Here is a 26,828-nt window from a genome sequence, read left to right on the forward strand (position 1 = left end):
GGGGCGCGGTGCTGTCGGTATTCTTGGGCTGGAAAGGGGGGAGCCTGATAGGTAAAGGTGATTTTACCGTGGATGAGGTCGAACACCATGGCGCACCGGACACGCTGACCATTCGCGCTCGCAGTGCGGATTTTCGCGGCTCGCTCAATACCCGGCGTGAAGTCTCTTACCATGAAACAACACTGGGAAAAGTAGTGGCGCAGGTGGCCGAGCGTAATAACCTGAAAGCCATGCTGGCTGACGGACTGGCGGATATCGCTATTTCACACATCGACCAAACGCAAGAAACAGACGCCAAGTTTATCACCCGGTTAGCCACACTGAATGGCGCGGTAGCGGCCGTCAAAGCCGGGCGATTGTTATTTATCAAGCCGGGTAGCGGTGTTACTGCCAGCGGTAAACCCATTCCGCAGATGACCATCACCCGGCAGGATGGCGACCAGCATAGCTTTAGTATTGCTGACCGGGGCGCCTATACCGGTGTGAGTGCCAGTTGGTTGCACACCAAAGACCCCAAACCGGCCAAGCCGAAAAAAGTTAAGTTGCAGCGCAAGCCAAAGTTTAAACAGCTCCGCGCACTGGAACACCCCAAAGCCAAACCGACGCGCACCAAAGCCGCTACAGTGAAAAAACCGGTGGAGGAAAAACAAGGGGATTATCTGGTGGGGTCAGAAGATAACGTTTTTGCTATCACCACCGTTTACGCCACGCAAAAAGCCGCCATGCGCGCCGCTCAATCTAAATGGGAGAAGTTACAGCGCGGTGTTGCTGAGTTCTCTATCACTTTAGCCATGGGGCGCGCTGATTTATTTCCTGAAACCCCTGTCGCGGTTAATGGCTTTAAATCCGTGATAGACCAACAAAACTGGATCATCAGCAAGGTAGCGCACAGCCTGAGCAACAGCGGCTACACCACCCAGTTATCTCTCGAAGTGTTGTTGTCGGATGTCACTTATGAGGCCACCGAGTAGCAACATTCAACTAATTGATATTTATTTCACAAATGCGAACGCCAGTGATAAGATCAGCATAATTACTGAATATGCAGTTTCGGAGGTAAATATGATGCATTGCCCACGCTGTAAATTTGCAGCACACGCGAGATCCAGCCGTTACCTTAGTGACGAAACGAAAGAACGCTATCACCAGTGCACCAATATTAATTGCGGCAAAACCTTTAAGACCCATGAAACTATCGTTGAAACGATAATGGAACCGGGAATAATTAATGCTGTACCGCCCCACCCTAAAGGGAATCAAGGCGTGTTGTGGATGTAATTAAAGAAGCCTGCAAATTGCAGGTTTTTTTATTATTAAAATTCGGCGTAATTAATATCTTATTGGGGATAACTGGCGGTTTATCGTGCTTGCTACTGGATGCAGCCTTGGGCGTGTGAAAAGTGCCGTAGACACAATGTAGTCATTTTGTAGTCACTCTGCTGCCACTTTCAAATCTCAGGCACAAAAAAACCGCCTCACGGCGGTTAACGACATACTCATACTACTTTGTTTTACTTATACTATTTTCCATGGTGCCCGGGGCGGGACTTGAACCCGCACAGCCATAAGCCGAGGGATTTTAAATCCCTTGTGTCTACCGATTTCACCACCCGGGCTCTGGAAAACTGGAGGCGCGTCCCGGAGTCGAACCGAGGTAGACGGATTTGCAATCCGTAGCATGGCCACTCTGCCAACGCGCCTTATTCTTCTTTGCCTTACTGCTGAGGTTCGCTTATAGCCAACCTACTAATTTGGAGCGGGAAACGAGACTCGAACTCGCGACCCCGACCTTGGCAAGGTCGTGCTCTACCAACTGAGCTATTCCCGCAACATCAGAACTTACTGATTTTTTTGCTATCTTTCGACATTTGGTTGCTGCCGTCTGATGCGATGCATTCTACTTACCTGACGCGATGAGTCAATAAAATTATCTGACTAATTCGTTCGTTTGCTGCTTTTTCCGGCGCTTCGATCAAGGTTCGAGCAAATCTTTCCAGGCAGCGTTTAAATATTGAAACATTGACCAAAATGTCAGTACCGCGGCAATGTAGAGTAGAACAAAGCTCGCAAGCTCAATATTGTGGTCAGGACGCCAAAGTAACCCAACTAATGAGCCCATTTGAGCAGTTGTTTTTACCTTACCAATCCATGAAACCGCAACACTGCTGCGTTTACCAATTTCAGCCATCCATTCCCGGAGAGAGGAAATGATAATTTCACGGGCAATCATGGTCGCTGCCGGCAAAGTAATCCACCAGACATGGTAATATTCAGCAACCAACACTAATGCGATGGCCACCATAACTTTATCCGCAACAGGGTCAAGAAAAGCCCCAAAACGGGTTGTTTGCTTCCAGCGGCGGGCTAAAAAGCCATCGAACCAATCGGTTGCTGCTGCAAACACGAAAATGATGGCACAAACCATCGGAGCCCATACGAATGGCAGGTAAAACGCCAAAACGAAGAATGGGATGAGTACAACACGAAACAGGGTAAGCCAAGTCGGTATATTCAATTGCATAATGCTACGATAACTATCTGGCTGGTGTGGATATTATGAGTATGGTGCAACATTAGCTTCAGTGTTTCAATGCATTGTAGATTTTTTCTGCCAATGCTTGTGAAATACTCGGCACTTTTGCAATTTCCTCGACGCTAGCATTAAGTAAAGGTTGCAGTCCCCCCATATACTTCAGCAGTATTTGCCGCCGTTTAGGGCCAACTCCCTCTATCATTTCTAATGCACTAGTATTTTTTACTTTTGAACGACGCTGCCTATGCCCAGTTATTGCATGATTGTGAGAATCGTCACGAATATGTTGAATTAAATGTAATGCAGGAGAGTCTGGCGGCAATGAAAAGCCCTCCCCTTCAGCTGCCAGAAACAATGTTTCTAGCCCTGCTTTTCGGTCACTTCCTTTAGCAACCCCAACTAATAGCGGTTTTTGCTTGTCCCACGTAACATTTAGTGAAGCAAAAACGTCAAAAGCTTGGGATAACTGACCTTTACCACCGTCAATAAAGATAACGTCGGGGATCTTTTTATCATCTAATGCTTTGCCGTATCGGCGTTTCAGCACTTGAGACATAGCCGCATAATCATCACCCGGCGTGATACCACTAATATTGTAGCGCCTATATTCCGAACGTACAGGACCATTTGCGTCAAATACCACACAAGATGCTACTGTTTGTTCTCCCATCGTATGGCTGATATCAAAACATTCCATCCGATTTATCTCATCAAGATTGAGAATCTTAGCCAACTCTTTCATTCGTTGATGGATAGTTGATTGCTGCGATAACCGTGTCACCAGTGCTGTTGAAGCATTCGTCCGAGCAAGCTTGAGGTAACGAGCTCGATCACCACGAGGACGACTTTGGATCTGAATTTTTCTTCCCGCCAGTTCAGAAAGAGAGGATGCCAACAGATCCTTTTCCTCAAGGGTGAAATCTAACAAAATTTCACCCGGGAGCGTACGCCCTTGGCTTCCTTGTAAGTAAAACTGCCCGACGAATGTCTGAACAACTTCACTCAATTCAGTTCCAGCAGGAACCTTGGGGAAATAACTTCGGCTTCCCAGAACCTTTCCCTGCCGAATAAACAACACATGTACACAAGCTAATCCAGCATCAAACGCTACCCCGATGACATCGAGATCTTCACTGTCGCCGGAAACAAACTGCTGCTCCGTAACGCGCCGTACCGCTTGTATTTGGTCACGAGTACGCGCCGCATCTTCAAAATGAAGCAATCGACTGGCATCTTCCATCCGTGATATCAATTGCGTCAATACTTGTTGGTCTTTGCCTGAGAGGAACAAACGCACATAATCGACCTGGCGCTGATACTCTTCTTCAGTCACTAATCCGGTAACACAGGGCCCAGAACAACGGCCAATTTGGTATTGCAGACAAGGCCGCGAGCGATTGCGATAAACACTGTTTTCACATTGTCTAACAGGAAAAAGCTTTTGTAATAATGCTAAAGTTTCGCGAACGGCATAGGAATTTGGAAATGGCCCAAAATATTCCCCTTTCTCATGCTTTGCACCACGATGAATCGCCAGACGAGGATGCTTATCTGCACTGAGGAAAATAAGTGGATACGATTTATCATCCCGCAACAACACATTGTAACGGGGCTGATAAAGTTTGATGTAATTATGCTCAAGTAAGAGCGCTTCCGTCTCCGTATGAGTGACGGTTACATCAATCTGGGCAATATTCTTAACTAAGGTTTCCGTTTTACGGCTCGCAACCTGAGCACGGAAATAGCTGGTCAGGCGCTTCTTGAGATCTTTCGCTTTGCCGACATAAATAACTGTTCCCGCCTTATCATACATGCGGTAAACACCAGGTTGGCTGGTGACAGTTTTCAAAAACTCTTTAGAATCAAAACAATCAGTCACTATTTGATAACGTCTCCGCGTTAAACAGCCCATGGCGGATAGCCAAGTGGGTCAATTCAACGTCACCACTAATATTAAGCTTACTAAACATCCGGTAACGGTAACTGTTCACCGTTTTTGGGCTCAGATGAAGTTGTTCCGATATCTCATTCACCTTCTGGCCTTTCGTTATCATGAGCATAATTTGTAACTCACGCTCAGATAAACAACTAAAAGGTGTTTCCGTCGAGGGTTCCAACTGCCCCAACGCCATTTGCTGTGCAATATCTGAGGCTATGTAACGTTGCCCCGAATGAACAGCACGGATAGCAGTCACTACATCCTGAGGTGCCGCACCTTTACTTAAGTACCCACAGGCACCCGCCTGCATAACTTTCGCGGGTAATGGATTCTCAGTATGAATAGTCAACATGATAACTTTAGTATCCGGAGAGAAGCGTAAAATTTTACGTGTAGCCTCCAACCCGCCGATGCCGGGCATATTCATATCCATCAATACGATATCAACAATATGGCTGCGGCACCATTTTACCGCATCTTCACCACACTGCATCTCATCCGCTACTTTGATACCCTTGATGTCTTCAAGAATGCGTCGTATCCCTGCGCGCACCAGTTCGTGGTCATCAACAAGAAGAACGCTAATCAAAGAAAATTCTCCAAAAATAAGGGAGTAACCTAATCACGCTTTACTTACAGTAATGATATTACTTGTTTTCGGGCAAAGAATGAATACAGAATAATTGCAAATTCATATCTATATCGTTTGACAGATATTGTTTTCATCAACATTTTTACTATGTACATAAAATTTCAGATGTATCAATTAATGACAAGATAAAAAAGAAAAGTTTTTTTAAGATTTTTCTTGTGGTTATCTATTCGTTCATAAAAAAAATAATTTTCACCCTCAGAAAAGTTATTTTTATGCCAGCAAACACAACATATTGATACAACTAACAATCAGATAATTTTGTTCTATTTTTAAGTATAGGAATTATTCTTATTTTTTTATTTATTATTGATCTTTTATTCACTATGAAAATGCGTGATTTTTAACACAATTTACCCATTATAAGAAAATATGGACATTATGAACTTAATTAAGTTAATCCATCCAGCACGAATAGAGACATAGATTGGCCACAGCATCAGCATAAATACTCTCTTGGCTTGTGGCGCTCATTGAAGATTGCGCACATGTTATCAAAGCTAATCATCAGTTTATGATATAATACGATAACTGTTTAATAATGCCGCTTATGTTCACTGTCGTGCGGGTCTACCTGCATCCATCTTGTCCACAAGCAAGCGACTACTTCAGGAAAAAAAATGAGTAATCCAGACTTTACCACTTCTGCTGATCCAGAAACTTTAGCCAATGAAGTTGCATGTTTGAAAGCTACTGTAACCCTGCTGCTAAAAGCGATCGGCCAAGCCGATGCGGGGAAAGTAATCTTAAATATCGAACGTTCCATTGCCGATATCGAAGACACTGCTCAAGCTGAAGTTTTCGCCAATACACTGGCTCAAATTAAAAGCGGCTATCGTCAATAGCAGCAAGTGACAGCCTGTAATATCCCTATGCAGTCATGCTGCCGATATAGAAAATTCTTTTTCTTTCATCGAAATATACTCTATCGGCAGCTTATTTTATGGTCGTTCGAGACAATGATGAGCCTATTACTTAAAGCATTAATCGGTGCCAGCGTTGTGGTGTTAATTGGAATATTATCGAAAACACGTAATTACTATATTGCGGGCTTGATCCCATTGTTTCCAACGTTTGCGCTTCTTGCGCATTATATTGTCGGCAGTGAACGTAGCATCGAAGCATTGCGTGTAACAATTATTTTTGGCTTATGGGCAATTATTCCTTACTTTATCTATCTGATATCACTTTATTTTTTTCTTGACCACCTACGTTTATCCATTGCGTTAAGTGCCGCTGTTTTATGTTGGATTATTGCAGCCTGGATACTCATATCAGCCTGGAGTCAGTGGCACAGTTAACGGCGGCTATGTTATAAACCTCGTCTAATCAGCGTAATAGCAACAAAACAAGGGCATGAATAGCCAGCATTATTACAGAAAAAGTCAGGTTTAAATTACTGATTGACTTTGATCTCACCTCATCAGACGGCTCATCACTGACCTGAATTTTTCTGATTTTGTAAATCCAGTAGCCACCAAGCACCACAAAAAATAGTGCTAATGATACCGCCAACAGAGGATAACCCCAGACCAAATACTCGCTTAGTCCTGCAACAACAAACCAAATAATGACGAAGACCATGATTAATCACCTAACGTTTTTGGGGTATACAAGGTTAACTCACATCATATTATTGCAAAAACTCTTTTTGTACCCAAAGGCTCACACTCCCCCCACTTACTGGGAATACCGCCTCACCAGAATCATCTGTAGTAATAATAGCCGGATGATTACCTAAAAAATCAGCAAACTCTTTATTAGCTAAGTCTTCCCCAAGCGTGATTACTTTCTTATTTTCCGCACCATTAGAAAGAATAACAACACAGCCGGGGTCTTCCTCTGTGCCAGCTCGCACAAAAGCAATACAATTCTTATCATCAAAATAGTCACTTTGTGCACCATGTGCGAAGCGCTTTCTAGCTTGAATTAATTTATCTAACTCCGCAATGATTGGCATTTCTATTTGATAAGTCCCGCCATCATCCCCAGTATCTTCATAGCTAGTACCAAATAAATCAGGATAAAATACGCATGGTATCCCCTGCTCACGAATTAAAATTAATGCGTATGCTAGCGGTTTAAACCAAGGCTCGACTGGCGCTTCTAGCGATTGGAGTGGTTGAGTGTCATGATTTGCCACTATAGTGATGGTATGCATTGGATCGGCTTCAATTAATGTCCCACTGAACACTTGTGTAAGATCAAAATCCTCACCTTGATTTGAGGCTTCGTGAAACTTGTGGTGTAAAGCGACATCAAACAGCATTGCCAAACCTTCCACCCGTTCCAGATATTGTTGTAACTTTGTAATATCAGGAGACCAATATTCCGCGATAATCAGCAAATCATGATCCGCTTTATTTTGTACGTGCTGAATCCATTGTTTAAAGAACCATGCAGGAATATGCTTTACTGCATCCAAACGGAAACCATCAATGGGTAGTGTTTCTAACAACCATTCCCCCCAATACTTTAGCTCCTCTATTACTGCGGGGTTACGAAAATCAATATCGGCTCCCATTAGATAATCAAAATTACCTAACTCATCGTCAACTTCGGTTCCCCAACCTTCATTGCTATAATCATTTATAATCTTAAAAATACCTTCACCTGCCGGATCTTCAATATGGTCAACGCCATTAATGCACTGCTTATCCCAAATAAAGGAGGAATATATTTCATTACGGCCCGGAAAAGTAAATCGGGTATAAGCCTGGGTATCGATAACCTCATCGTCAATGTCAGTACGGTTTTCAATATTGACGTTATGGACACTTACCGCTTCTTTTTCATCAGCACCCATTTTATGATTGAATACAACATCAAAAAGGATTTTGATATCCACTTCCTTTAAGCGATTAATTGCATTCACAAGCTCCTCTTTATTTCCGTATTTTGTCGCCTGAGTCCCCTTCTGATCAAATTCACCTAAATCAAATAAGTCATAGGTATCATATCCGACAGAATATCCACCCGAGGCTCCTTTATAGGCTGGAGGAAGCCAAACATAATTAATCCCAAGTTGACTAATATGCTCTGCTTGCTCAGCGACCTCCTGCCATAGCTTACCTCCGTCAGGATAATACCAATGAAAGAACTGAAAAATAGTGGGGTTTTTCATAGGCTTGATACTCCATTTTACCGTTATCTCATAGTATGGCTCACTTTATAAAATTTGGGCGGGCAATAAGGTAATAGACTGTGTATTTCTTTTACTAATGGGATAATGTAAGCCTTATCTATCATTGATTTAGGGGTATTCAGATTCCTATTATTCTCTTATAACAGCTGGCTGTTAGCTGAAAGCACGCCTTTTGCTTAACTAGATATTTTTTATGGAATAATATAAATGACGCAAAATATTTATGATAATCAGGACGTTTTTTCAGGTTACGCCAAACTTAGTCGTTCAATTGATGGATTGGATGGTGCTCCGGAGTGGCCAGTAAATGGCTATCAGGCTGAAGGGAAACGGGTAACAGATTGGTTGGCTAAGAGGGTTATCAAACAGCATAGAACCTTAGGAAATTATATTAATATTTTGATTAAGCATGGTTTTATTATTACACATTTAGAAGAATGGGGCCCAACAGCACAACAAATTACAGATTGGCCTGCATTGGATGAGGAAAAGGAGCGCCCTGAGGTTGGGATTTTTATTTTATACAAATTCTTCAGCAATAGATTATCGACCGGTCTTCCATGGAAAATCGTTCCTTGTGAAACACCATCTTTATCTATTAAAGGATACTTATCAAAAAACCAAGCTTGAAAATATGATTGACCATCAAAAGCATGTATTTCAATTGATGTTATACGGTCTTGCAATAGCTCTACTTTGCGGTCATGCTGTTGAAAATCTGTTTGAAACTCAGCAGTAGGCGCTGGGAGTTCTCCATCAAATCGTCCTTCAACGCAAAATTTGTTTGGTAACGCCAATAAGGATTTGTATTTATCATTTGCATAAATAAACTTTGATTGATTATCTTTTGCCCCCCAAGGTTCAGAGCTTAGCGCAAAAAAATGTATTAATAATTTGAGAGCGTCGTATAGATTTTCATTCATTCAATTCACCTTTTAGTATTGGGATTATATTTTAATTATTAATTAAATAATAAATTACTCATCTTGTCTTTATACTTAAGTCGTGATTATTTAATTATTAAATAGCGGTTACCATCAAATGTTCAGGCCATTTTTTACTCTGCTGACTAAAAGGATGTTTGGCATGATAAATTTTTCAAATTTTGCTGGAAATAAAGTAAAAGAAGACCCTGTGGTGGGTATATCAATTATAGAAATGTTTAAGAAAGAGGGGTTACAGGCCTATGGTACAATAATTGATCAAGGAAAGTATGTTGTCTGCCATAGTCATACTGAGGGTGAGGAATGGTATATCATCCTTTCGGGAGAGGGTTCAATTTGGACAGCAGACGTTATAGAGGGTATTTTAAAAAATCACCGAGAAGATAAATTTAGCAAAGGTTCTGTATTTTGCATTTATCCCAATACTGCACATCAACTCATCGCAAAAACAACGGTAGAATTCGTATTCTTATGTCCAGAATCGCATATTACCGATGACAGATATATGTTTGAAAATATTTTTAGGTAAGATGATCAACGAATAAAAAGACTTTCCGGATCAGTGCTGCATCAACCTTGAACTTGAAGTTCCACTATTAGATACAACATATTGATAAATATTGAAAATAAACTTCAAGATGAAGAATTAAACGTCTTGATGTCGCCGCCATGAAGCAACCGAGGTGGCGCAATTCCCTATCAATCTTCTACACACATTGAACATCGAGTTAATTGCTGTTTTCCTGTTGCCTTTGATATATCAGCAAGTCTAGTTCGGGCGCTTTCCCCGAAACGCGTGACAACATCGCATGAACCTGCCCTCGATGATGGGCCTGGTGATTGAACCAGTGAGCCAAAGCAGACCAGATAATCTGCTTTTTCAGCTCTGGCGTCGAAGCCCGGCGATAGGTGATAGTGGTACTCAGGTCGGCTTCCGACAACCCCACGATAAAATCAACGATCTTCTCATCTTCTTCTTTCCGTGCCAGTCTTAAACCAGGCAAATCATTGTCGAATAGAATCTGGTCCAAACAATACCCTGTTTCAGGTAATGCGCTTAACCGATGCCTCCATATCCGGTCGGTCACGAGTAGGTGATTTAGCGTTCCCTCGATAGATCCGAAGAAAGCACCACAATCGTTACGATAGGCATCTGAGCCAATCTGTCCAACACAGGAATACAAACGCTCATTCGCCCATGCGTTGTATCCTGCCAGAATGTTGAAATGTAATTTGAGTGAACTCATAAAGTTATCCGTAGTACAGAACAGTCGACTTAAACCCAATCATCCCGAAGATACAGATGTGAGTTTTTGAAAATTATCGTTAATGCGACTTGCGCGCTTCCCCGCGATCACTTGGCAGGGTATGTCTGAAAAATTCGGTTATCGCCACCCGGAGGCTTTTGCAGAGACAAAATACTGGTTGTTCCGAACATTTTTATTCATCCACCGCCCAGTCCTGCACCAGTGAAACCCGGTGATACAGCGCAGAACAGTGGTCTCATGAATGAACTGTGATTGAGCAATCATGGCCGTTGACCAGCCCTGAGCAGACCAAAGCACAGAACGAATCCTGTCGCAGACACGGCGGTTACGACTTTGTCGGTGCTGAATCTCAAGGACTGCAATTTGTTCAGGTGAGAGTCTGATGTTCATGAAATGAGCATGATCCCCAGACTACGAAAAATCAAGCATCTCAAATGATTATCAGTATAACGCATTGAATAAAAACAGATTATTTATCAATTTGAGTAATTTAAAGTAGTTAATAAACTCAAATGAACGTTGAAGTGTTTATTATGATGAAATGCCCTATTTGCCGTTGCACAGCACATACTCGATCCAGTCGTGAAATATCTGCCGAAACTAAAGAGAGATATAATCAGTGTACCAATATTAATTACGGACACACCTTTATTATAATGGAGACATTTTATTCGCTCTATTATGACGCTGGGTGTTATTAATAAAATTCCGCCACATTCAACTGCTCAAGGGCAATCAACGCTCAATTTCTAATTATATTATTTGGCTAAAAAACAACCTGCTAACTCGCGGTTTTTTTTAGCGTCAAAATATCGCCATTGCCACAGATTTCTGTCGCCATTTTGTCGCCACTACTTTTGGGGGTTTTAACTGAGGGTTTTGTAATTTATTGATATTTCGGAGTTTGCTGGTGGGTCGTGCAGGGTTCGAACCTGCGACTAATGCCCCCTAAAATCACATGTAACAGACTGTTTTTAAAGCCTAAAACTGCATTCACACTTCTCTCCGGTACACATGCCACCATACACATAGCTACGCTTACCCACATCACTCGTATGATTTTTAGAACAACTCAATCAATAGCTGATCATTAGCATCTCAAATGCTACACTCTTGCCATTACTTAAAATGACTCTTATTGACAAATGCTTAAGCTATTTTCAAAATATTTTACAGTTGGTATTTTTAATACCGCTATCCACTGGGTAGTGTTTGCCGTTTGCCTTTACGCTTTCCACACTAATCAGGCGCTGGCTAACTTCATCGCTTTCTGTGTAGCAGTGACATTCTCATTCTTTGCTAATGCCCGATTCACATTTAAGGCACGCACAACGACAGTGCGATACATGCTTTATGTCGGGTTCATGGGGGTGCTTAGCGCAGCAACGGGCTGGTTTGCTGATTACTTCGGACTCCCTGCCCTGTTTACGCTGATATGCTTCTCAGCCATCAGTCTTGTATGCGGATTTTTCTACTCGAAATTCATTGTATTTAGGGAAACTAAATGAAAATTTCTCTGGTTGTGCCTGTATTCAACGAAGAAGACGCGATCCCCATCTTCTATAAAGCAGTTCGCGAATATGAGCCACTAAAGCCTTATGAGATTGAGATTGTTTTTATCGATGATGGAAGCAAAGACTCAACAAAAAATATTATTAACGCGCTGGCTATCTCAGACTCTCTTGTTGTTCCCTTAAGCTTTACCCGCAACTTTGGCAAAGAACCAGCTTTATTCGCCGGGCTTGACCATGCGACAGGCGATGCGATTATCCCTATTGATGTTGACCTACAAGACCCGATTGATGTCATACCGCAGCTAATCGAAAAATGGAAAGCTGGCGCAGATGTTGTTTTAGCTAAACGCTCAGATCGCTCCACTGACAGTGGACTTAAGCGAAAATCAGCAGAATGGTTCTATAAGCTCCACAATAAAATTAGCACCCCAAAAATAGAAGAAAATGTGGGTGATTTCAGATTGATGTCGCGCGAAACAGTTGAAAATATCAAGCTGCTTCCAGAGCGTAACCTATTCATGAAGGGAATATTGTCATGGGTTGGTGGCAGGACTGAAGTTGTGGAGTATTCACGTGCTGAACGTTGCGCTGGAGAATCGAAGTTTAATGGTTGGAAGCTATGGAACCTTGCACTTGAGGGGATCACCAGCTTCTCTACGTTCCCACTGCGAATGTGGTCATACATTGGGCTTGCCGTATCTGCATTCGCATTTATTTATGCTGCATGGATGATTGTAGATAAATTGATTTGGGGTAACCCGGTTCCGGGATATCCATCTTTAATGACTGCAATACTATTTCTTGGTGGGATTCAGCTAATAGGGATAGGGGTGCTTGGTGAGTACATTGGACGTATATATATGGAATCAAAAAGCCGACCGCGCTATATAGTTAAGGGAAATAAATGAAAGAAAGATATCTATTTGATAGTGGAAGCAAGGCTATAGCAATCATCACAGCCTTATTCTCACTTCCTATACTGTTATCTGGTATCTTATATCAGGATGATATACTTCGATCCGCAAATGGAGAAGCTTACTGGGGTGCGCTTGGAAGACCATTGTCTGACGTTGTAGTCATGGGGCTTGGGTTCGGAAGCGACTTTGTTGTTAATTTATTCCCATTAACATTAATTTTGGCGACAACTCTTCTTGCTGCCTCATCTATCATCCTATACAACCGTTTTGCTATAAAAAGAGACATTACTACTGGCATAGCATTTTCTCTATTTTCGCTAAGTCCATTTTTTTTACAGAATCTATCATATCAATTTGATAGCTTCCCTATGATGCTTGGCGTTTTCTTTAGTGTTTTGCCATACTCTATTTTGGTTCAAAAAGTCGGGTTAGTGTCTAGGGTGTTTTTATCGGCCATAATGATAATAGCATCGCTATGTTTATACCAAGCAACTGTTAATATATTTATTGCCATTTGCGCAATTGAAATAATTTTCAATATACGCTCTACTGGAAGTGGCATTGTGGCAGCAAAAGCGGTAATAAATAGAGGGCTATCATTAATATTGGCATTAATTATATATTTAAAGATTATAGTTCCAATTTATGTTGCGAAATCAGTTAATTCTGACTTAATCTTTAAGGCAAGCAATCCAATAGAAAGCTTGAGAAACAATATTAACAGATTTGCTGCAATCGTTGAAAGCTTGAATAACACAGCATTTATTTATGCTTGGGCTATAGCGCTATTTGTAGCTACAATAGCTATTTTCTCTATATCTTTAAAAATAATAAAAAACAATGAAAGCTTAAAATCAAAAATAATTTCAATTATACTTATAATGTCTAGCATACTGGTTTCTATATTTTCGGTGGCAGGGCCATTTTTATTTATTGACAAGACAGTTGTAGCGCCACGGGTAATGATGGGAATGCCGGGATTAATGCTTCTTGTAGGGTATCTATGCACTTTAATTGATAAAAAAATAATTTCTATTGTCGCTTGTATAATACCAGTAACCCTAAGTCTTTCCTTGTCGTCAGCTTATGCTAATGCCAGCAAATCACAAAGAGCATTAGAAGATAAAGTATTTTATCAAATAGCTAGCGAGATACCAAAGTCATGGTTTAAAAGTAAGATGTACATTACAGGTCAAGTATCAACCAGCCAAGCAACAAGTATGGAGTTCAAAAGATTTCCTGTACTTAAATGGATGATAACGCCGTTATATAGTTGGTCTGGCATGATAATGCTAAAGCATTATAACATCCCAGTTGAAATGGCTAATAATGTAAATATTACATCAAACAATAGTAAAATAATATTTGAAAGTAGGTATATAACTCTTTCCGAGGGTGAAAGGAACATAATAACATTGAAATAAGCCCCTTTCGGGGCTTTTGATTTAATGCTGAAAAATTACTGCTCTATAATTTCCTATCGACATTTTATAATGCGCATCACTAAAAAGCCGAACGCGGCAGATATCTCTTGGTTTCCAACCCCAATTAAATGGACGCCTTCCCATTTTCAATACCAAACTCAAATGAAACCGAACCGCCCCCTCCCAACAAGGTTATGTCGCAAGCTGTTTCGTTTGCAGAATCATAGTTTGCATCTGAAGTTACAGATCCTTTAAAATATACATGATCCTGAGAATAGCGATCACCGCTTATAGTGATAGGGAATGGAGTAACATCAAATTCCATTCGTATATTATTACTTGTCCTTCCAACGACGCCGGGTACTCTTTCTGGGACTCCAATTAAGGGAGCAGAGAAATAACCCTTATGATAGCTATCGAAGCGAAGATGACCCTTATTTCCCCAGAAGTTCCAGGTATAGAATCTATATTCAGTCCCCCAGATACTTACGTCCCACTACACAGCAAACTACTTGCTGCGTCAAAGTCGGGGATGAATGGCAATGGTTGGATTCGGCCCCAAACGTTAAGGCTAGGCAGCCGAAGAATCGGAGGATCAGATGGTTGACTCACGAAGAAGCAAGGAGGCTTATCAGTGAAATGTCTGACCACTTTAAACCGGTAGTTTTATTTGCCCTTGCCACTGGGCTAAGAAGATCAAACATCTTGGACTTGGAGTGGTCTCAACTGGATATTCAAAGAAAGATAGCCTGGATACATTCTGAGGATGCGAAAAATGGCAGAGCGATAGGCGCCGCCCTAAATGACACAGCATGCAAAGTTTTGCGTGGGCAGATTGGGAAGCATAATCGATGGGTTTTTGTTCCCATGTCATCATCAGTGAAACCTAACGGAAAATTAACACCAGAAATAAGGAAAATGAGAGTTGACGGAAATAAGGCTTGGAAGGCTGGATTAAAAAGAGCCGGAATAGATAATTTCAGATTTCATGATTTAAGGCATACATGGGCAAGTTGGTTGGTTCAATCCGGAGTTCCTATTTCTGCATTACAAGAAATGGGCGGATGGGAATCAATTGAAATGGTGAAAAGATATGCCCATCTTTCACCAAATCATTTAAATGAACACGCCAGGCAAATAGACGCAATATTTAATGATTGTGTCCCAAATATGTCCCATGAAATAGATTTGAAATTAGAGGTTAATGCTAAGTGATTGATTCTGTTGGTGGGTCGTGCAGGGTTCGAACCTGCGACCAATTGATTAAGAGTCAACTGCTCTACCAACTGAGCTAACGACCCAACGGCAATAATTATTCTCCTGTTGGACTTGGCTGTCAAACACTTCATCGGATTTTTCTCTTTATACCGCGTGAGATTCCTCTCTACGAATTAATTATGCACCTGATGCTGACGATTATTGTTAGTTATGTAACTTCATGTTGTAATTCCATATGCTGTGATGAACTTAACAAAATTCAGTGTGTGAAATATAAACACTGGAAAATGAGGCGCATTGTGTAATTATTGTTGCGAAGATATTAAATAATTTAAAAATTGTACTTAAAGCATACAAAAAATCTAATAGACAGACAGGGTAAGACCAAAGAGCCAACATAGAGCTCAACAACTTCACAAATACAGGAAGAGGGAATGGGAAAGATGGTAGACCAATCCAAGATAGTGGCAAAACCGTTGCCGGAACCTGAAGAGCACCTTCAACGAAGTCTCTCCAACCGTCATATTCAGCTGATAGCTATCGGCGGCGCCATAGGTACTGGTTTGTTTATGGGATCGGGTAAAACCATCAGCCTTGCCGGGCCGTCAATTATTTTTGTTTATATGATTATCGGTTTTATGTTGTTTTTCGTGATGCGAGCAATGGGTGAATTGCTGCTGTCGAATCTGAAATATAAATCATTCAGTGATTTTGCCGCTGATTTGCTTGGCCCATGGGCGGGGTTTTTCACTGGCTGGACTTATTGGTTTTGTTGGGTGATAACCGGCATCGCGGATGTTGTTGCCATCACGGCTTATGCGCAATTCTGGTTCCCTGGTTTCTCACAATGGGTCGCTTCATTATTAGTGGTTTTACTGCTGCTGTCGCTGAATCTGGCAACAGTAAAAATGTTCGGTGAAATGGAATTCTGGTTCGCTATGATCAAAATTGTGGCCATTGTGGCTCTGATCTTTGCTGGCCTGACCATGGTATTAATGAGTTATCAGTCACCTTCTGGCACTACTGCATCATTTGCCCATTTATGGAATGATGGAGGAATGTTCCCGAAAGGAATCAGTGGCTTCTTTGCTGGTTTCCAGATTGCTGTCTTTGCTTTTGTGGGCATTGAATTGGTTGGGACCACCGCCGCTGAAACCAAAGATCCAGAGGTGGTATTGCCGCGTGCGATTAACTCCATTCCTATCCGCATCATAATGTTCTATGTCTTCTCATTGATTATGATTATGTCGGTGACCCCATGGAGTTCAGTGGTTGCCGATAAAAGCCCGTTTGTTGAGTTATTCGTTTTAGTCGGCTTACCCGCTGCTGCCAGTGTTATCAACTTTGTGGTGTTAACTTCTGCGGCCTCGTCAGCCAACAGTGGCGTATTCTCCACCAGCCGTATGCTGTTCGGTTTAGCGAAAGAAGGCGATGCGCCAAAACAATTTGGTAAGTTATCGCGCCGTTCTGTTCCCGCCTCTGGCCTGACATTCTCTTGTATTTGCTTGCTAGGTGGCGTGGTGTTGATTTACCTTATTCCGAACGTCATGACCGTATTTACTCTGGTCACCACGGTATCGGCGATTTTATTTATGTTCGTCTGGACCATCATCCTTTGCTCTTATCTGGTGTATCGCAAAAGACGCCCGGCGCTGCATAAAAAGTCCATCTACAAAATGCCAGCCGGTATTTTCATGTCTTGGGTGTGCATGGCATTCTTCGCCTTTGTATTGGTATTGTTGACACTGGAAAGTGATACCCGCCAGGCACTGATTGTGACGCCATTGTGGTTTGTCATTCTCACCATCGGCTATATCATCTTGAAAAAGCGCAAAACTCGCCTATACGACAGTAATTTGTAGTCATTATCTGGCGTCAGAGTTTTTCTGGCGCCAGTTTTAGCGGCCCACCCTATTCAGTTATTGGTGTCATGCTGAGTGATAGCCCATAACATAAAGCTGCCCATGATTCGCAATTCCCTTGGTCAAGGGACGGTTATCGCTTCACGCAACCTACTGGATGTTAAACCAAAATGTTGCTGAAAACGCGACGCTGAAATATAACCGTGTTGCGCGGCAATTTCGCCTATTGGCAGCGATGTAGTTTGTACAGGAGAGCCGATATTGCGCCATAACGCTCTTATATTATGCTAAAAAGCTCAATATAGAGCGTTATCATATTAATCTAATTACTCAAGGTGTAGTTTGCCATCTTGCCAAGAAAGCTGGGTCACTGCTGAGGTGGCAACACCATCAGTTGTTTCTCCTCCCACCAAAATCACTTTATCTTTATCTTGAATAGATACGCCGTAACCCAGTGGTTGAGGTAATTTCCCAAAAACCTGCCATTGATTATCCACCAGCGCATAAATGGGTTGTTGCCACTGTTTTTTCAGCCCTTTATGGGCATATAACTGACCTGCATTGAATTGTTTCCATGAACCGGGGAAGTTGGCCCCACCGCCCACTAGCACCACATCATGGCTAATGCCAGCAAAAGCCCCCGCCAGCCCTTCTTGTACCGCACCTTTTTCAGCAATCAAATCCGGCCGCTGTTGCCATTGGAGTTCTGTCCCCTGCTTTTTACCCTGCCACACTGCCGTCGTCCGTAAGCCGGGCTTAATTTCACCGTTTATTAATATAAGATTGCTATTTATAGTCGCGATAGCTGATCCTGCGGTCCCTAAAAATGGCATCTGCCCGCCACTTTTCCACTGATTTTTGGCCGGGTCATACACTAATACATCGCGGTTATAGAAATAGTCCGCTGGTTTCTGTTCAAAATACGCATTAATAACCGCATTTTTCTGAGTTTCATTGCTGCCCGCAGAGGCTAGATCCGCGAAGTAGCCATCGAAAATAGCCTTATTGACGCCCCCTAGCAGCAGCGCCTGAGAGCCATTCAGGGTAGTGGCGGCAGTTCCGACCAAGCCACGCGGTGCTCGTGTTGCCAACGGCTGCCATTGATTAGTTTGCGGGTCATATCGATAAACATCATTCAGTGCGCTTACCTGTGTGTCGCTGGCGGCATTTTTACCTACCCCACCAAAAACATATAATTTGCCGTCTAATGCTACAGTGACGGCCTGTTCACGGGGTTGACCTGGGAAATCGGCTATTTTCTGCCAACCGTCACTGGTTTTATCTGTATCAAGGCGATACCAGGATTGACCGGCACTGCCGAGACCGATATATAGATTGTTATTAATCCGAGTACCCGTTCCATATTTAAAAGGGACAGGTATATCGGGATAACTCTCAGCATTAGCGTAAGATAAAGAAAGCGTGACAAGGGGAATAAACACCCCCAGCAGAATGACTTTTGTACTCAATTTTTTCTTATATTGATGATATATCTGAGTCATCAAGATGTTCCTCATTAATTAATCGTTATATTGGGTTGAGTGGTGACAACAACCAAACTCCATAAATGATTTATAAATGGAGCTTTACTTCTATTGAAGATATTAATCGGACGTTACACTGTCAATGTAGATAGTCAGTAATTGTGATAAATACCCGCTGCTGGATGAGGGTTTGAGCTGAATTAGCGCGGCTATTCTTTACTAAACTGGCCGAATCAAGGCAGTCACCCTTGCGGCAGACAGATGTCGGGTTATTGTCTGGTTGCTGTCGTGGTGATATTGCGCACTTACGTTTAGGTTTGTAGACATACTTTCAAATCTCAGGGGAGTTAAGAATGAATCTTTATCGTATTCGTGAATTACGCCAGGCGCGGGCTTGGTCACAAGAGCAATTAGCGGAACTCTGTAGCCTCAACGTACGCACTATTCAGCGAATCGAAAATGGCGAACAAGCCAGTCTCGAAACCTTGAGTGCCATTGCGGCGGTGATGGAATTGAAAGTCAGCGAACTCTATTCACTTGATGCCAATCAACCTCAAGATGGGCCTGGCGAAGCAGTTGATCAGCGAGTATTAGATGCACGTAAAGCTGTTGAAAATGAAATGTCATTTTTGCGCCAATTACTGCGGGCCGTTATCCTGTGCGCCATATTATTTGCCATTAACTGGTTTACTTCCCCCAGCTATATGTGGGCTTGGTGGGTGGTTTTGGGCTTAAGCATCCCATTGGGATTAAGAGCCATAAACCTTTTCTTATTAGGTAATTGGGTTGAACGCTGGCAGCAAAAGCGCCTACAAAAGAAATTGCGCAATTTGTCATAATAATAAACATCTATCTGGCATCTGGCGATGTCAGATAGATACGACTTAAATTAATTCACTCTTTTTGTTTTTCTCGTTTGGTTTATAACGTGATGGCCATATAACTGCTGCATCAACACCCAAGAAACTAGCAATAATAGCTTCTCCTTTTGGCCAATGTCGATTAATAGCATTGCTCAAAGTAGATGAATGTAACCCCGCGCCACGCGACAATGCTGAGAGCGAAGAACCTTTTTTACGGATAGCCGCAATAATATCAGCATGATGCCAATCAGTATCATTCATAATATGTAACTCCGTTATTATAGTGCATAAAAATCATTACTATAACCATATTATCAACTTATCTCAGTGAGTATCAGGTTGACATAAAATAGCCTAATGCAGAAATCATTAACATGTTATCGCAATAAAAAGATCTTTTATTTTTTATGACAGCGTGATATGTGATAAAGCTGTAAAACAATACTTCCATCACTTCATTATCATAAATTTAGGAGCTAATTATGGATGTTAAAAATAATCAATTTGAAAATAATAGCAATAATATGCGTTCTACTTTCGCACATTGTTTTGATTGGGATAATACTATCGTAGGTCATGGTGTCATAGATGTAGTTAATAAAGAAATTACCTGTATGTGTAGCGATTATAATTGGCATTTATTATTCTGGAATGATGAACTTGACTTGCAAATAGGTAAGCGATTAACGCCTGGAATAGAACCCTGGCATAACTACCCAGATAGCTACTTAAATACTCTATCTAAATTTAAAAATAAGAATCTGAAAACTCAAATAAATATCTGTACTCGCCACGGTTCAATTTTTGAACTGACATCTCTGTGTTCCACTGGTGAATTATCGTCAAAAGACATGATGAACTTTCTAAAATTAAAACCCACATTGAGTGACTATGCTAACCAAATATGGAAAACAAAAAATAATCAACAGGAAATTAGTTTACCACTGAGGGATAACACTATCATTGATATAATAGAGCCTAATGACAATAACACTGACGCTCTTGATTGTCATCCCTATATGCGTTTTGGCAATATTCGTTTTACGCAAAAAGAAATCATAACCATTCGATATTTACTTTCACATCGGAGAGTAAAAGAAATTGCTGCGCTTCAGGGGTGTTCAGCAACAACCATACAAACCCGAATTAACCGTATAAAAGAGAAGCTTGATTGTCAAAATCAATCATCCGCTGTGTTATTTAAAGCACTTAAAGAGCACGGTGTCACACTGGCTTGTTTAGATATTCTTATTAAAACAACATAACTACAAAATAGTAAATGAGGGAATAAAATGAAATGGAGATTCAGATTAGGAGCCGTAGCAGGTAATACCTTGGAGTATTATGATATCGCGGTATTTACTGCTATATCGGGGTATCTCAGTGCGGAATTCGCACAACAAGGATATGCGCAGGCAGACAGTATTGTATGGGGAATATTTGCTCTCAGGTTTCTCACTCGCCCCCTTGGTGGTTATCTTATTGGTCATTATGCTGATAGAGTCGGCCGTAAGGCCGCCTTGATCCTTTCCAGTTTTATTACTGGGGTGGCAACCCTGTGTATGGCATTATTGCCTATCAGTATATTAGGATATACTGCACCATTGGTGGTATTGCTACTACAGATGACATTGTCGCTCAGCTTTGGTGGTGAATTAGCAACACTAACGACATATCTTTATAATGATGCAGCCGACAATGAACGCGCCAGAATTAGTAGTCTTATCAGTGGTAGTGCACTTATTGGCGTACTCGCCTCACTATTAATGGTATATGTGCTAGAAAGAACTCTTGACCCAACCTCCATGCAAACATTCGGCTGGCGGATTCCTCTGCTGTTCGGCATCGTCAATATTGCAATCAGTTTTTGGTTTCGTATTAAATTACCTATCCAGCCTCCAATTGATTGCCATCGCCATGTTAACTGGTTGAATGTAATACAGATGGTTCTGACTCTCGCCCCTTCAGTAACTGTGTTCTATACTCAGAATATGTCAATGTCGCTTATTCGAGAAACGCTCCAAATAGGTAATTTAAAAAATGTATATGCCATGTTATCCACATTATTGCTCTTAATTCTCATGTTATTATTTGGCTGGTTAATTGACAAGCACTTAACCGCTGCCAAAGGTTTTAGATGGGGCGTTTTTATCTTGATTATTTTTACTGCCCCATTGTATTTCCTACTATCAAGTAACAACCTTGAATTGGTTTTATTGGCTCAATTTTTGATCACTGCCAATGCAGCCTTAATAATAAGTTGTATACAATCCGTTGTTGCTAATATTGCACAAGGTCATACTGCCACCATGGGCGTAGGATGTAATCTCGCACCGAGTTTATTTGGTGGTGTAGCACCATTAATTATTAGTATTTTATTACCTTATGGGTTGGTGTATGTGGGGGGATATATAGCGTTAACAGGATTTACTGTATTACTTTCCTACTTTATTTTTAGTAGAGCCAAAGCACTAAATTAGGCCTAAAGCCCTATATTGCTCTGCGATGTTTTCGCACGGTCCCCATACAACGTACTTTTGCTCTCCGTGCGGTCAAAGTTGCAGCTTGAGCGTATTGGCGTATGGTTAATAGGTATCATAAGCAGCGACTATGATTACATCATCAGCATTATTCAATAAATATGATTGGAGCAAAGCGAGATGGCGAAAATTCTAGTGCTTTACTATTCCATGTATGGGCATATCGAAACACTTGCCGGCGCAATTGCCGAGGGTGCCCAAAAAGTCAGCGGCGTTGAAGTGACCATTAAGCGCGTGCCGGAAACCATGTCAGCCGATATTATCGCCAAAGCGGGAGGGAAAACCAACCAAAAAGCCCCCGTGGCAACCCCGCAAGAGTTAGCTGATTACGATGGCATCATTTTCGGTACGCCAACTCGCTTTGGTAATATGGCGGGGCAAATGCGTACATTCCTTGATCAAACCGGTGGGCTGTGGGCTTCCGGCGCATTGTATGGCAAAGTCGCCAGTGTATTTGCCTCTACTGGAACCGGCGGCGGGCAAGAACACACTATCACTTCAACCTGGACCACCTTAGCCCATCACGGTTTTATCATTGTCCCTATCGGCTATGGTGCCAAAGAGCTATTCGATGTTTCGCATACCCGTGGTGGCACGCCTTATGGCGCAACCACTATTGCTGGCGGTGATGGTTCCCGCCAACCTAGCGCGGAGGAACTCGCCATTGCACGTTTCCAGGGCGAACATGTAGCGAAAATCACAGCCAAATTAACGCGTTAAAGGGTCAGAAAAAGCACCGCAAAAGTGGTGCTTTATTTCAATATGCTATAAATAATTCGAGTTGCAGGAAGGCGGCAAACGAGTGACAAATCGGTGAAAACCGATTTGAACAGCATTTATGCTAGCCCGTAGGGTGAGCCTCTTTGAGGCTCATTAATCCTCAGGAGTTTACACAAGTAAGTGGCTGGGGTGACAAATCTGCCGGGAGCAGATTTGAACGCTGCTTGCAGCGGCCTCGCAGAGGCGAGGCCCATGGACGGGCCGAGTAGTGAGAGCAGCTAACACACATGCAGCTTGAATTATGACGAGTACATTAAGCTTCCAGTAATCCTTGCGCCAGATAGTGATTAGCATCCGCCACCCCCGGTAAGACGAAGAAGTAGCCCCCGCCAATAGGTTTTACATACTCTTCGAGCGCTTCTCCATCCAGCCGTTTTTGCACGGTCAAAAACGCTTTTTCTAAATCAGACTGATAGCAGACAAATAATAGTCCCATGTCCAATTGCCCCGAATTTGATACGCCCAGTGAATAGCTGTAGCCACGGCGCAGCATCAAGTTATTCTGAGTTTCCGCCGTGCGCGGATTGGCCAGCCGAATATGCGCATCCATCGGGATCACTTTGCCGTCAGGGTCTTTAGTGTAATCCGGTTCATCATGCTCATGTATCATGCCCAAAGGCGCACCGCTGTGTTTATCACGGCCAAAAATAGTTTGCTGTTCTTGCAAGGGCGTCCGATCCCAGAACTCGACTTTGAAGCGGATAATTCGCGCCGCCTGATAGCTCCCCCCTACCGCCCAGGCAGGTTCTCCGGCATTTCCCTGAACCCAGACTACTTGATTCATCAGCGGCTTATCACTGGTTTTCGGATTGGCGGTTCCGTCTTTAAAACCTAACAAATTGATGGGCGTTTCTTTACCTCTGCTGCGAGCGGCATGGGCAGAAATAAACCCTTCGCGCTTCCAGCGAACACTGAGAAGATCCGGCGAATGCTTGATAATATCGCGCAACGCATGGATCACGGTTTCATTAGTATTAGCGCAAATTTGCAGCAATATATCACCATGACACAAACCCGCATCCAATGAATCATTAGGAAAGCGGCTCATTCTCTGAAGCCGCAGTGGTTTTTGCCCTTGCAAGCCAAAACGCTCATCAAACAGCGAATCGCCGACAGAAACAGTGATCGTCAGGTTATCGGGATAAATTTCCGGCCCCATAATGCCCGAATCCAATGGCGGCAGTTTCGCATTCACTGAAGGCGCATGTCCGCCAGTGGTCAAAAAAGCAATACGCTCAGTTAATAGCTTGAATAGCCGAATCAATGCGGTTTTATCTGTTGCCAACACATCAAATGCCACCAACATCATCGCCGCTTGCTGCGAGGTTAATACGCCAGATTGATGCTGACCGTAAAAAGGCTGTTTTTGCCAGCGATCATCTTGCGCGGAAGCAGCCTCTGGAGTAGGACAATCCGCAGCACGGGCTATTTTTGCCGCACCGAGCGCCAATGCGCCACTCATCATCCCCATTCCCAAGAGCAAACGCCGACGAGAGGGTAAAACGGCCTCATTATCTTTATCTTGCTGATACGGCCCGTGTTGCGGGCCGGTTTTCTTACTCATTTTAATGCCTCAATCCAGACCCAATACGCCACGCAGTTGAGCAAGGTCTTCTGCCAGTGCCGTAATCGGCCCTTTCATCGCATTGCGATCTGCATCGGTTAACTTCTCGTAGGATTCGTAGCCATCTTTAGTGCGGTATTTCGCTAATATGCCAGCAACTGTGGCGAAGTTGGCATCGATCTTATCCAATAATGGTTTATCGGCTTTTTCCAGCAATGGCCGCAACAGATTAACAATTTTCTGTGCGCCATCGACGTTTGCCTGGAAATCCCACAAATCTGTGCGGCTATAGCGATCTTCTTCACCACTGATTTTACTGGCGGCCACTTCTTCAATTAAACCTGCAGCCCCACCCACGACTTTGTTCGGCGCAAATGTTAGGCCGGTAATACGTTTTTGCAGTTCCAGCGTGTCTTGATACAGTTGGTCAGCAAATTTATCAGCCCCTTTGGTGGTATTGTCGCCAAATAGGATTTTTTCTAAACGGTGGAAACCAGTGAATTTTGGATCAGCCGCTTTCTGTTCAAAATCGTCTTCACGGGCATCAATACTGCCGTCCAAATCAGAGAACAATTCAGCAATCGGTTCGATACGCTCATAATGCTGACGAGTCGGTGCGTAGAGCTTACGGGCTAAGGCCAAATCACCTTTTTTCACTGCATCAGTGAAAGCTTTGGTTTGAGTGACTAACTGAGCCACTTCTTGAATAACATACACTTTATACTCGGCAATCGGCCCCACCAGTGCCATGGCATCCGGCTTGGTCGCAGTGTCAGAACCAGCAGTAACGGTCAATTTACCTTTAGGGTTACTGAGTAAACCACAGGTCATATCGTATTCACCCGGTTCCAGGTTGGCAGTCATTTTCTGGGTAAAACCTGGCGCGATATTCTCACGTTCTTCAACCACCATAACCCCTTTCAGGATTTCCCACTCCAACCCTTTTGGGCTGGCATTGTGAACAATAAACTGTGTTTTACCGGCGGGGATAGACAGCGCCATTGGCTCACATTGTTTATCAGTGACAGTGATTTTAACCTGAGGAATATCAGCAGCCTGTGCGCTAATGGCGAAAACAGGCAATGCCAGTAAGGCGGCATGTAGAGCTGTGCGACGGAAGAACCGGTTAGACATGTGATAAATCCCTGAATTATTGGTTAGTTTTCCGCGCAGCCGGTACGGTTAAAGTCGCCGTGGCGCGTGGTGGAAGGAAAAAGAAAATCAATGCCGGAATCAAATAAATAAAGTAGACCGCGACTTCACTGACGGTAGGAGCTTCCTGATAGCCAAACATGCCCTCGAGGAAGGTGCCCAATAAAGAGTGTGTTGAAAGCACATTGGTCAGGTCAAAAGCGATATCTTGGAAATAGTTCCACAGGCCGGCTTCATGAAAGGCTCTTATCGCCCCAGCAGCAAGACCAGCGGCCACAAACAGAATAAACAGGCTGGTCCATTTGAAGAATTTAGCCAGATGTAATTTAACGCCGCCCCAGTAGATAGCTATACCGACCAAAATAGCGCAGCTCAGGCCCAATATTGCGCCGATGGGTGCGCCAATTCCGACATCCTGCTGAAAAGCAGCTAATAAAAAGAAAACTGACTCCAGACCTTCGCGCGCCACGGCAAAAAAGACCATTGCGACTAATGCCCATCCTTGGCCTCGGCCTTTTTTACTATCAAATTTCAGGGCGTTATCAATAGCCCCTTCTAAGTGAACTTTGACTGACTTAGAGACTTTGCGCATCCAGAAAACCATATAGGTTAATATGCAAACCGCCACCACGGCGATAATCCCTTCGAACAGCTCTTGTTGTTTTTGTGGGAACTCACCGGTGGTTTCATTAATAAATATACCGATAGCCAGGCAAAGTGCTGCGGCGGTGATAACCCCCACCCATACTGCCCCCATCCATTGACCGCGTTGAGTACGTTTAAGATAACTGGCGATCAAGCTGACAATCAGCGCCGCCTCCAGCCCTTCACGAAACATAATAAGAAATGGGACAAACATGCTAAACACCCCTGAGGTGGGCAGTAAGGAAAATATGCGATTAAGAACATCGTCAATAAACGTAAAGAAAAGTAAAACGATAGTGATTATCATTCTGGCAAAAAGAAATTCAAGAGGCGGAATAAGAATATTGTTAAGCAAACTGTGGCAAGTTGTTTCTGGCGGGTTAA

At 42.8% G+C, this 26,828-nt stretch carries 25 protein-coding genes, 4 tRNA genes and 4 pseudogenes; 17 read left to right on the plus strand and 16 right to left on the minus strand.

Translation table 11 applies throughout. From position 1 onward, the window contains the following. Together OVO64_RS19510 and OVO64_RS19515 are read left to right on the plus strand one after the other, a co-directional pair. Positions 1 to 971, plus strand: a 971-nt coding sequence (locus tag OVO64_RS19510; protein ID WP_267248956.1) for a contractile injection system protein, VgrG/Pvc8 family, incomplete at its 5' end; no start/stop codon positions are given. Between the two features lie 91 nt (positions 972 to 1,062). Further along, the gene (locus OVO64_RS19515; protein WP_014609037.1) at positions 1,063 to 1,278 is read left to right on the plus strand and encodes a DNA-binding transcriptional regulator; all 216 of its coding nucleotides are present in this window, start codon (positions 1,063 to 1,065) and stop codon (positions 1,276 to 1,278) included. Between the two features lie 252 nt (positions 1,279 to 1,530). Here the strand turns inward: OVO64_RS19515 and OVO64_RS19520 are convergent. From OVO64_RS19520 to uvrY, 6 genes are all read right to left on the minus strand, one after another. Then, positions 1,531 to 1,616, minus strand: a tRNA-Leu gene (locus OVO64_RS19520). A gap of 10 nt (positions 1,617 to 1,626) precedes the next feature. Continuing rightward, positions 1,627 to 1,700 (minus strand) — tRNA-Cys (locus tag OVO64_RS19525). A 52-nt stretch (positions 1,701 to 1,752) separates the two neighbouring features. After that, positions 1,753 to 1,828: transfer RNA gene (locus OVO64_RS19530), tRNA-Gly, on the minus strand. A gap of 144 nt (positions 1,829 to 1,972) precedes the next feature. Then, positions 1,973 to 2,521: a CDP-diacylglycerol--glycerol-3-phosphate 3-phosphatidyltransferase gene (gene pgsA / locus OVO64_RS19535; protein WP_038633627.1), complete on the minus strand. Its 549-nt coding sequence runs from the start codon at positions 2,519 to 2,521 to the stop codon at positions 1,973 to 1,975. 58 nt (positions 2,522 to 2,579) lie between these two features. Then, positions 2,580 to 4,412 (minus strand): excinuclease ABC subunit UvrC, encoded by a 1,833-nt coding sequence (uvrC, locus tag OVO64_RS19540; protein WP_038633630.1) that lies wholly within the window; start codon positions 4,410 to 4,412, stop codon positions 2,580 to 2,582. Beyond that, positions 4,405 to 5,061, minus strand: a complete 657-nt coding sequence (gene uvrY, locus OVO64_RS19545) for a UvrY/SirA/GacA family response regulator transcription factor (RefSeq protein ID WP_038633633.1) — start codon at positions 5,059 to 5,061, stop codon at positions 4,405 to 4,407. The genes uvrC and uvrY overlap by 8 nt, the downstream gene beginning before the upstream one ends. A gap of 683 nt (positions 5,062 to 5,744) precedes the next feature. On the opposite strand from uvrY, the gene OVO64_RS19550 reads away from it, so the two are divergent. Together OVO64_RS19550 and OVO64_RS19555 are read left to right on the plus strand one after the other, a co-directional pair. Next, the gene (locus tag OVO64_RS19550; protein ID WP_038633636.1) at positions 5,745 to 5,969 is read left to right on the plus strand and encodes a DUF2594 family protein; all 225 of its coding nucleotides are present in this window, start codon (positions 5,745 to 5,747) and stop codon (positions 5,967 to 5,969) included. A gap of 117 nt (positions 5,970 to 6,086) precedes the next feature. Next, positions 6,087 to 6,425 (plus strand): GlpM family protein, encoded by a 339-nt coding sequence (locus tag OVO64_RS19555; RefSeq protein WP_050291805.1) that lies wholly within the window; start codon positions 6,087 to 6,089, stop codon positions 6,423 to 6,425. Between the two features lie 28 nt (positions 6,426 to 6,453). Here the strand turns inward: OVO64_RS19555 and OVO64_RS19560 are convergent, their stop codons facing one another. Both OVO64_RS19560 and amyA read right to left on the minus strand, forming a co-directional pair. Continuing rightward, positions 6,454 to 6,708, minus strand: coding sequence for a hypothetical protein (locus OVO64_RS19560; RefSeq protein WP_038633638.1), 255 nt, complete (start codon positions 6,706 to 6,708; stop codon positions 6,454 to 6,456). Positions 6,709 to 6,757: 49 nt separating this feature from the next. Continuing rightward, positions 6,758 to 8,248 carry an alpha-amylase gene (gene amyA / locus OVO64_RS19565; RefSeq protein ID WP_038633641.1) on the minus strand — a complete coding sequence of 497 codons (1,491 nt, stop codon included), beginning with the start codon at positions 8,246 to 8,248 and terminating at the stop codon, positions 6,758 to 6,760. A 303-nt stretch (positions 8,249 to 8,551) separates the two neighbouring features. On the opposite strand from amyA, the pseudogene OVO64_RS20575 reads away from it, so the two are divergent. Beyond that, positions 8,552 to 8,797 (plus strand): annotated as a pseudogene (locus OVO64_RS20575) (SAM-dependent methyltransferase); the annotation flags it as partial. On the opposite strand, the pseudogene OVO64_RS19570 reads toward OVO64_RS20575, so the two are convergent. Next, positions 8,770 to 9,192, minus strand: a pseudogene (locus tag OVO64_RS19570) (PAS domain-containing protein); the annotation flags it as partial. The pseudogenes OVO64_RS20575 and OVO64_RS19570 sit on opposite strands and share 28 nt — an antisense overlap. A 163-nt stretch (positions 9,193 to 9,355) precedes the next feature. On the opposite strand from OVO64_RS19570, the gene OVO64_RS19575 reads away from it, so the two are divergent. Beyond that, positions 9,356 to 9,742: a cupin domain-containing protein gene (locus OVO64_RS19575; protein WP_265526123.1), complete on the plus strand. Its 387-nt coding sequence runs from the start codon at positions 9,356 to 9,358 to the stop codon at positions 9,740 to 9,742. Between the two features lie 199 nt (positions 9,743 to 9,941). On the opposite strand, the gene OVO64_RS19580 is transcribed toward OVO64_RS19575, so the two are convergent. After that, positions 9,942 to 10,460 (minus strand): DinB family protein, encoded by a 519-nt coding sequence (locus OVO64_RS19580; RefSeq protein ID WP_038633646.1) that lies wholly within the window; start codon positions 10,458 to 10,460, stop codon positions 9,942 to 9,944. Between the two features lie 269 nt (positions 10,461 to 10,729). Here OVO64_RS19580 and OVO64_RS19585 point away from each other — a divergent pair, with 269 nt between their 5' ends. The 6 genes and pseudogenes from OVO64_RS19585 to OVO64_RS19610 all read left to right on the plus strand — a co-directional run. Then, positions 10,730 to 10,864, plus strand: coding sequence for a hypothetical protein (locus OVO64_RS19585; RefSeq protein ID WP_261369766.1), 135 nt, complete (start codon positions 10,730 to 10,732; stop codon positions 10,862 to 10,864). Positions 10,865 to 11,014: 150 nt separating this feature from the next. Further along, positions 11,015 to 11,234: pseudogene (locus OVO64_RS19590) on the plus strand (ogr/Delta-like zinc finger family protein). Between the two features lie 392 nt (positions 11,235 to 11,626). Continuing rightward, the gene (locus tag OVO64_RS19595; protein ID WP_038633647.1) at positions 11,627 to 11,989 is read left to right on the plus strand and encodes a GtrA family protein; all 363 of its coding nucleotides are present in this window, start codon (positions 11,627 to 11,629) and stop codon (positions 11,987 to 11,989) included. Further along, entirely contained in the window at positions 11,986 to 12,903 is a 918-nt protein-coding gene (locus OVO64_RS19600; RefSeq protein WP_120011221.1) for a glycosyltransferase family 2 protein, read from the plus strand. Before OVO64_RS19595 ends, OVO64_RS19600 begins: the two co-directional genes overlap by 4 nt. Next, on the plus strand, positions 12,900 to 14,336 hold the full coding sequence (locus OVO64_RS19605) for a glucosyltransferase domain-containing protein (RefSeq protein WP_267248957.1): 1,437 nt from the start codon (positions 12,900 to 12,902) through the stop codon (positions 14,334 to 14,336). The genes OVO64_RS19600 and OVO64_RS19605 overlap by 4 nt, the downstream gene beginning before the upstream one ends. A 534-nt stretch (positions 14,337 to 14,870) precedes the next feature. Then, a pseudogene (locus tag OVO64_RS19610) lies at positions 14,871 to 15,551 on the plus strand (site-specific integrase); the annotation flags it as partial. Between the two features lie 10 nt (positions 15,552 to 15,561). Here OVO64_RS19610 and OVO64_RS19615 read toward each other — a convergent pair. Beyond that, positions 15,562 to 15,637 (minus strand) — tRNA-Lys (locus OVO64_RS19615). 360 nt (positions 15,638 to 15,997) lie between these two features. On the opposite strand from OVO64_RS19615, the gene cycA reads away from it, so the two are divergent. Then, a complete protein-coding gene (gene cycA, locus OVO64_RS19620; protein ID WP_186377471.1) occupies positions 15,998 to 17,416 on the plus strand; it encodes a D-serine/D-alanine/glycine transporter in 1,419 nt (472 codons plus the stop codon). Positions 17,417 to 17,742: 326 nt separating this feature from the next. Here the strand turns inward: cycA and OVO64_RS19625 are convergent, their stop codons facing one another. Continuing rightward, positions 17,743 to 18,918 carry an N-acetylneuraminate epimerase gene (locus tag OVO64_RS19625; protein ID WP_145540300.1) on the minus strand — a complete coding sequence of 392 codons (1,176 nt, stop codon included), beginning with the start codon at positions 18,916 to 18,918 and terminating at the stop codon, positions 17,743 to 17,745. Positions 18,919 to 19,253: 335 nt separating this feature from the next. Between OVO64_RS19625 and OVO64_RS19630 the strand changes: the two genes are divergently transcribed. Beyond that, positions 19,254 to 19,739 carry a helix-turn-helix domain-containing protein gene (locus OVO64_RS19630; protein WP_038633660.1) on the plus strand — a complete coding sequence of 162 codons (486 nt, stop codon included), beginning with the start codon at positions 19,254 to 19,256 and terminating at the stop codon, positions 19,737 to 19,739. Between the two features lie 45 nt (positions 19,740 to 19,784). Here the strand turns inward: OVO64_RS19630 and OVO64_RS19635 are convergent, their stop codons facing one another. Then, a complete protein-coding gene (locus OVO64_RS19635; protein WP_038633662.1) occupies positions 19,785 to 20,024 on the minus strand; it encodes a helix-turn-helix domain-containing protein in 240 nt (79 codons plus the stop codon). Positions 20,025 to 20,245: 221 nt separating this feature from the next. Here OVO64_RS19635 and OVO64_RS19640 point away from each other — a divergent pair, with 221 nt between their 5' ends. From OVO64_RS19640 to wrbA, 3 genes are all read left to right on the plus strand, one after another. After that, positions 20,246 to 21,028, plus strand: coding sequence for a helix-turn-helix transcriptional regulator (locus OVO64_RS19640; protein ID WP_038633665.1), 783 nt, complete (start codon positions 20,246 to 20,248; stop codon positions 21,026 to 21,028). A 27-nt stretch (positions 21,029 to 21,055) separates the two neighbouring features. Further along, positions 21,056 to 22,243: an MFS transporter gene (locus OVO64_RS19645; RefSeq protein WP_145586483.1), complete on the plus strand. Its 1,188-nt coding sequence runs from the start codon at positions 21,056 to 21,058 to the stop codon at positions 22,241 to 22,243. Between the two features lie 180 nt (positions 22,244 to 22,423). Further along, positions 22,424 to 23,023 carry an NAD(P)H:quinone oxidoreductase gene (wrbA, locus tag OVO64_RS19650; RefSeq protein ID WP_038633669.1) on the plus strand — a complete coding sequence of 200 codons (600 nt, stop codon included), beginning with the start codon at positions 22,424 to 22,426 and terminating at the stop codon, positions 23,021 to 23,023. 313 nt (positions 23,024 to 23,336) lie between these two features. On the opposite strand, the gene efeB is transcribed toward wrbA, so the two are convergent. Genes efeB through efeU form a run of 3 tightly spaced genes read right to left on the minus strand, consistent with a single transcriptional unit; the run spans position 23,337 to position 26,658 of the window. Next, positions 23,337 to 24,647, minus strand: a complete 1,311-nt coding sequence (gene efeB, locus OVO64_RS19655) for an iron uptake transporter deferrochelatase/peroxidase subunit (RefSeq protein ID WP_042562362.1) — start codon at positions 24,645 to 24,647, stop codon at positions 23,337 to 23,339. A gap of 9 nt (positions 24,648 to 24,656) precedes the next feature. Beyond that, positions 24,657 to 25,781 carry an iron uptake system protein EfeO gene (efeO, locus tag OVO64_RS19660; RefSeq protein WP_038633674.1) on the minus strand — a complete coding sequence of 375 codons (1,125 nt, stop codon included), beginning with the start codon at positions 25,779 to 25,781 and terminating at the stop codon, positions 24,657 to 24,659. A 16-nt stretch (positions 25,782 to 25,797) separates the two neighbouring features. Further along, a complete protein-coding gene (gene efeU, locus OVO64_RS19665; RefSeq protein ID WP_038633676.1) occupies positions 25,798 to 26,658 on the minus strand; it encodes an iron uptake transporter permease EfeU in 861 nt (286 codons plus the stop codon). Positions 26,659 to 26,828: the final 170 nt, after the last annotated feature.

It is taken from the genome of Yersinia sp. Marseille-Q5920 (assembly GCF_946902935.1).
In the GTDB taxonomy this organism is placed as follows: Bacteria; Pseudomonadota; Gammaproteobacteria; order Enterobacterales; family Enterobacteriaceae; genus Yersinia; species Yersinia rochesterensis.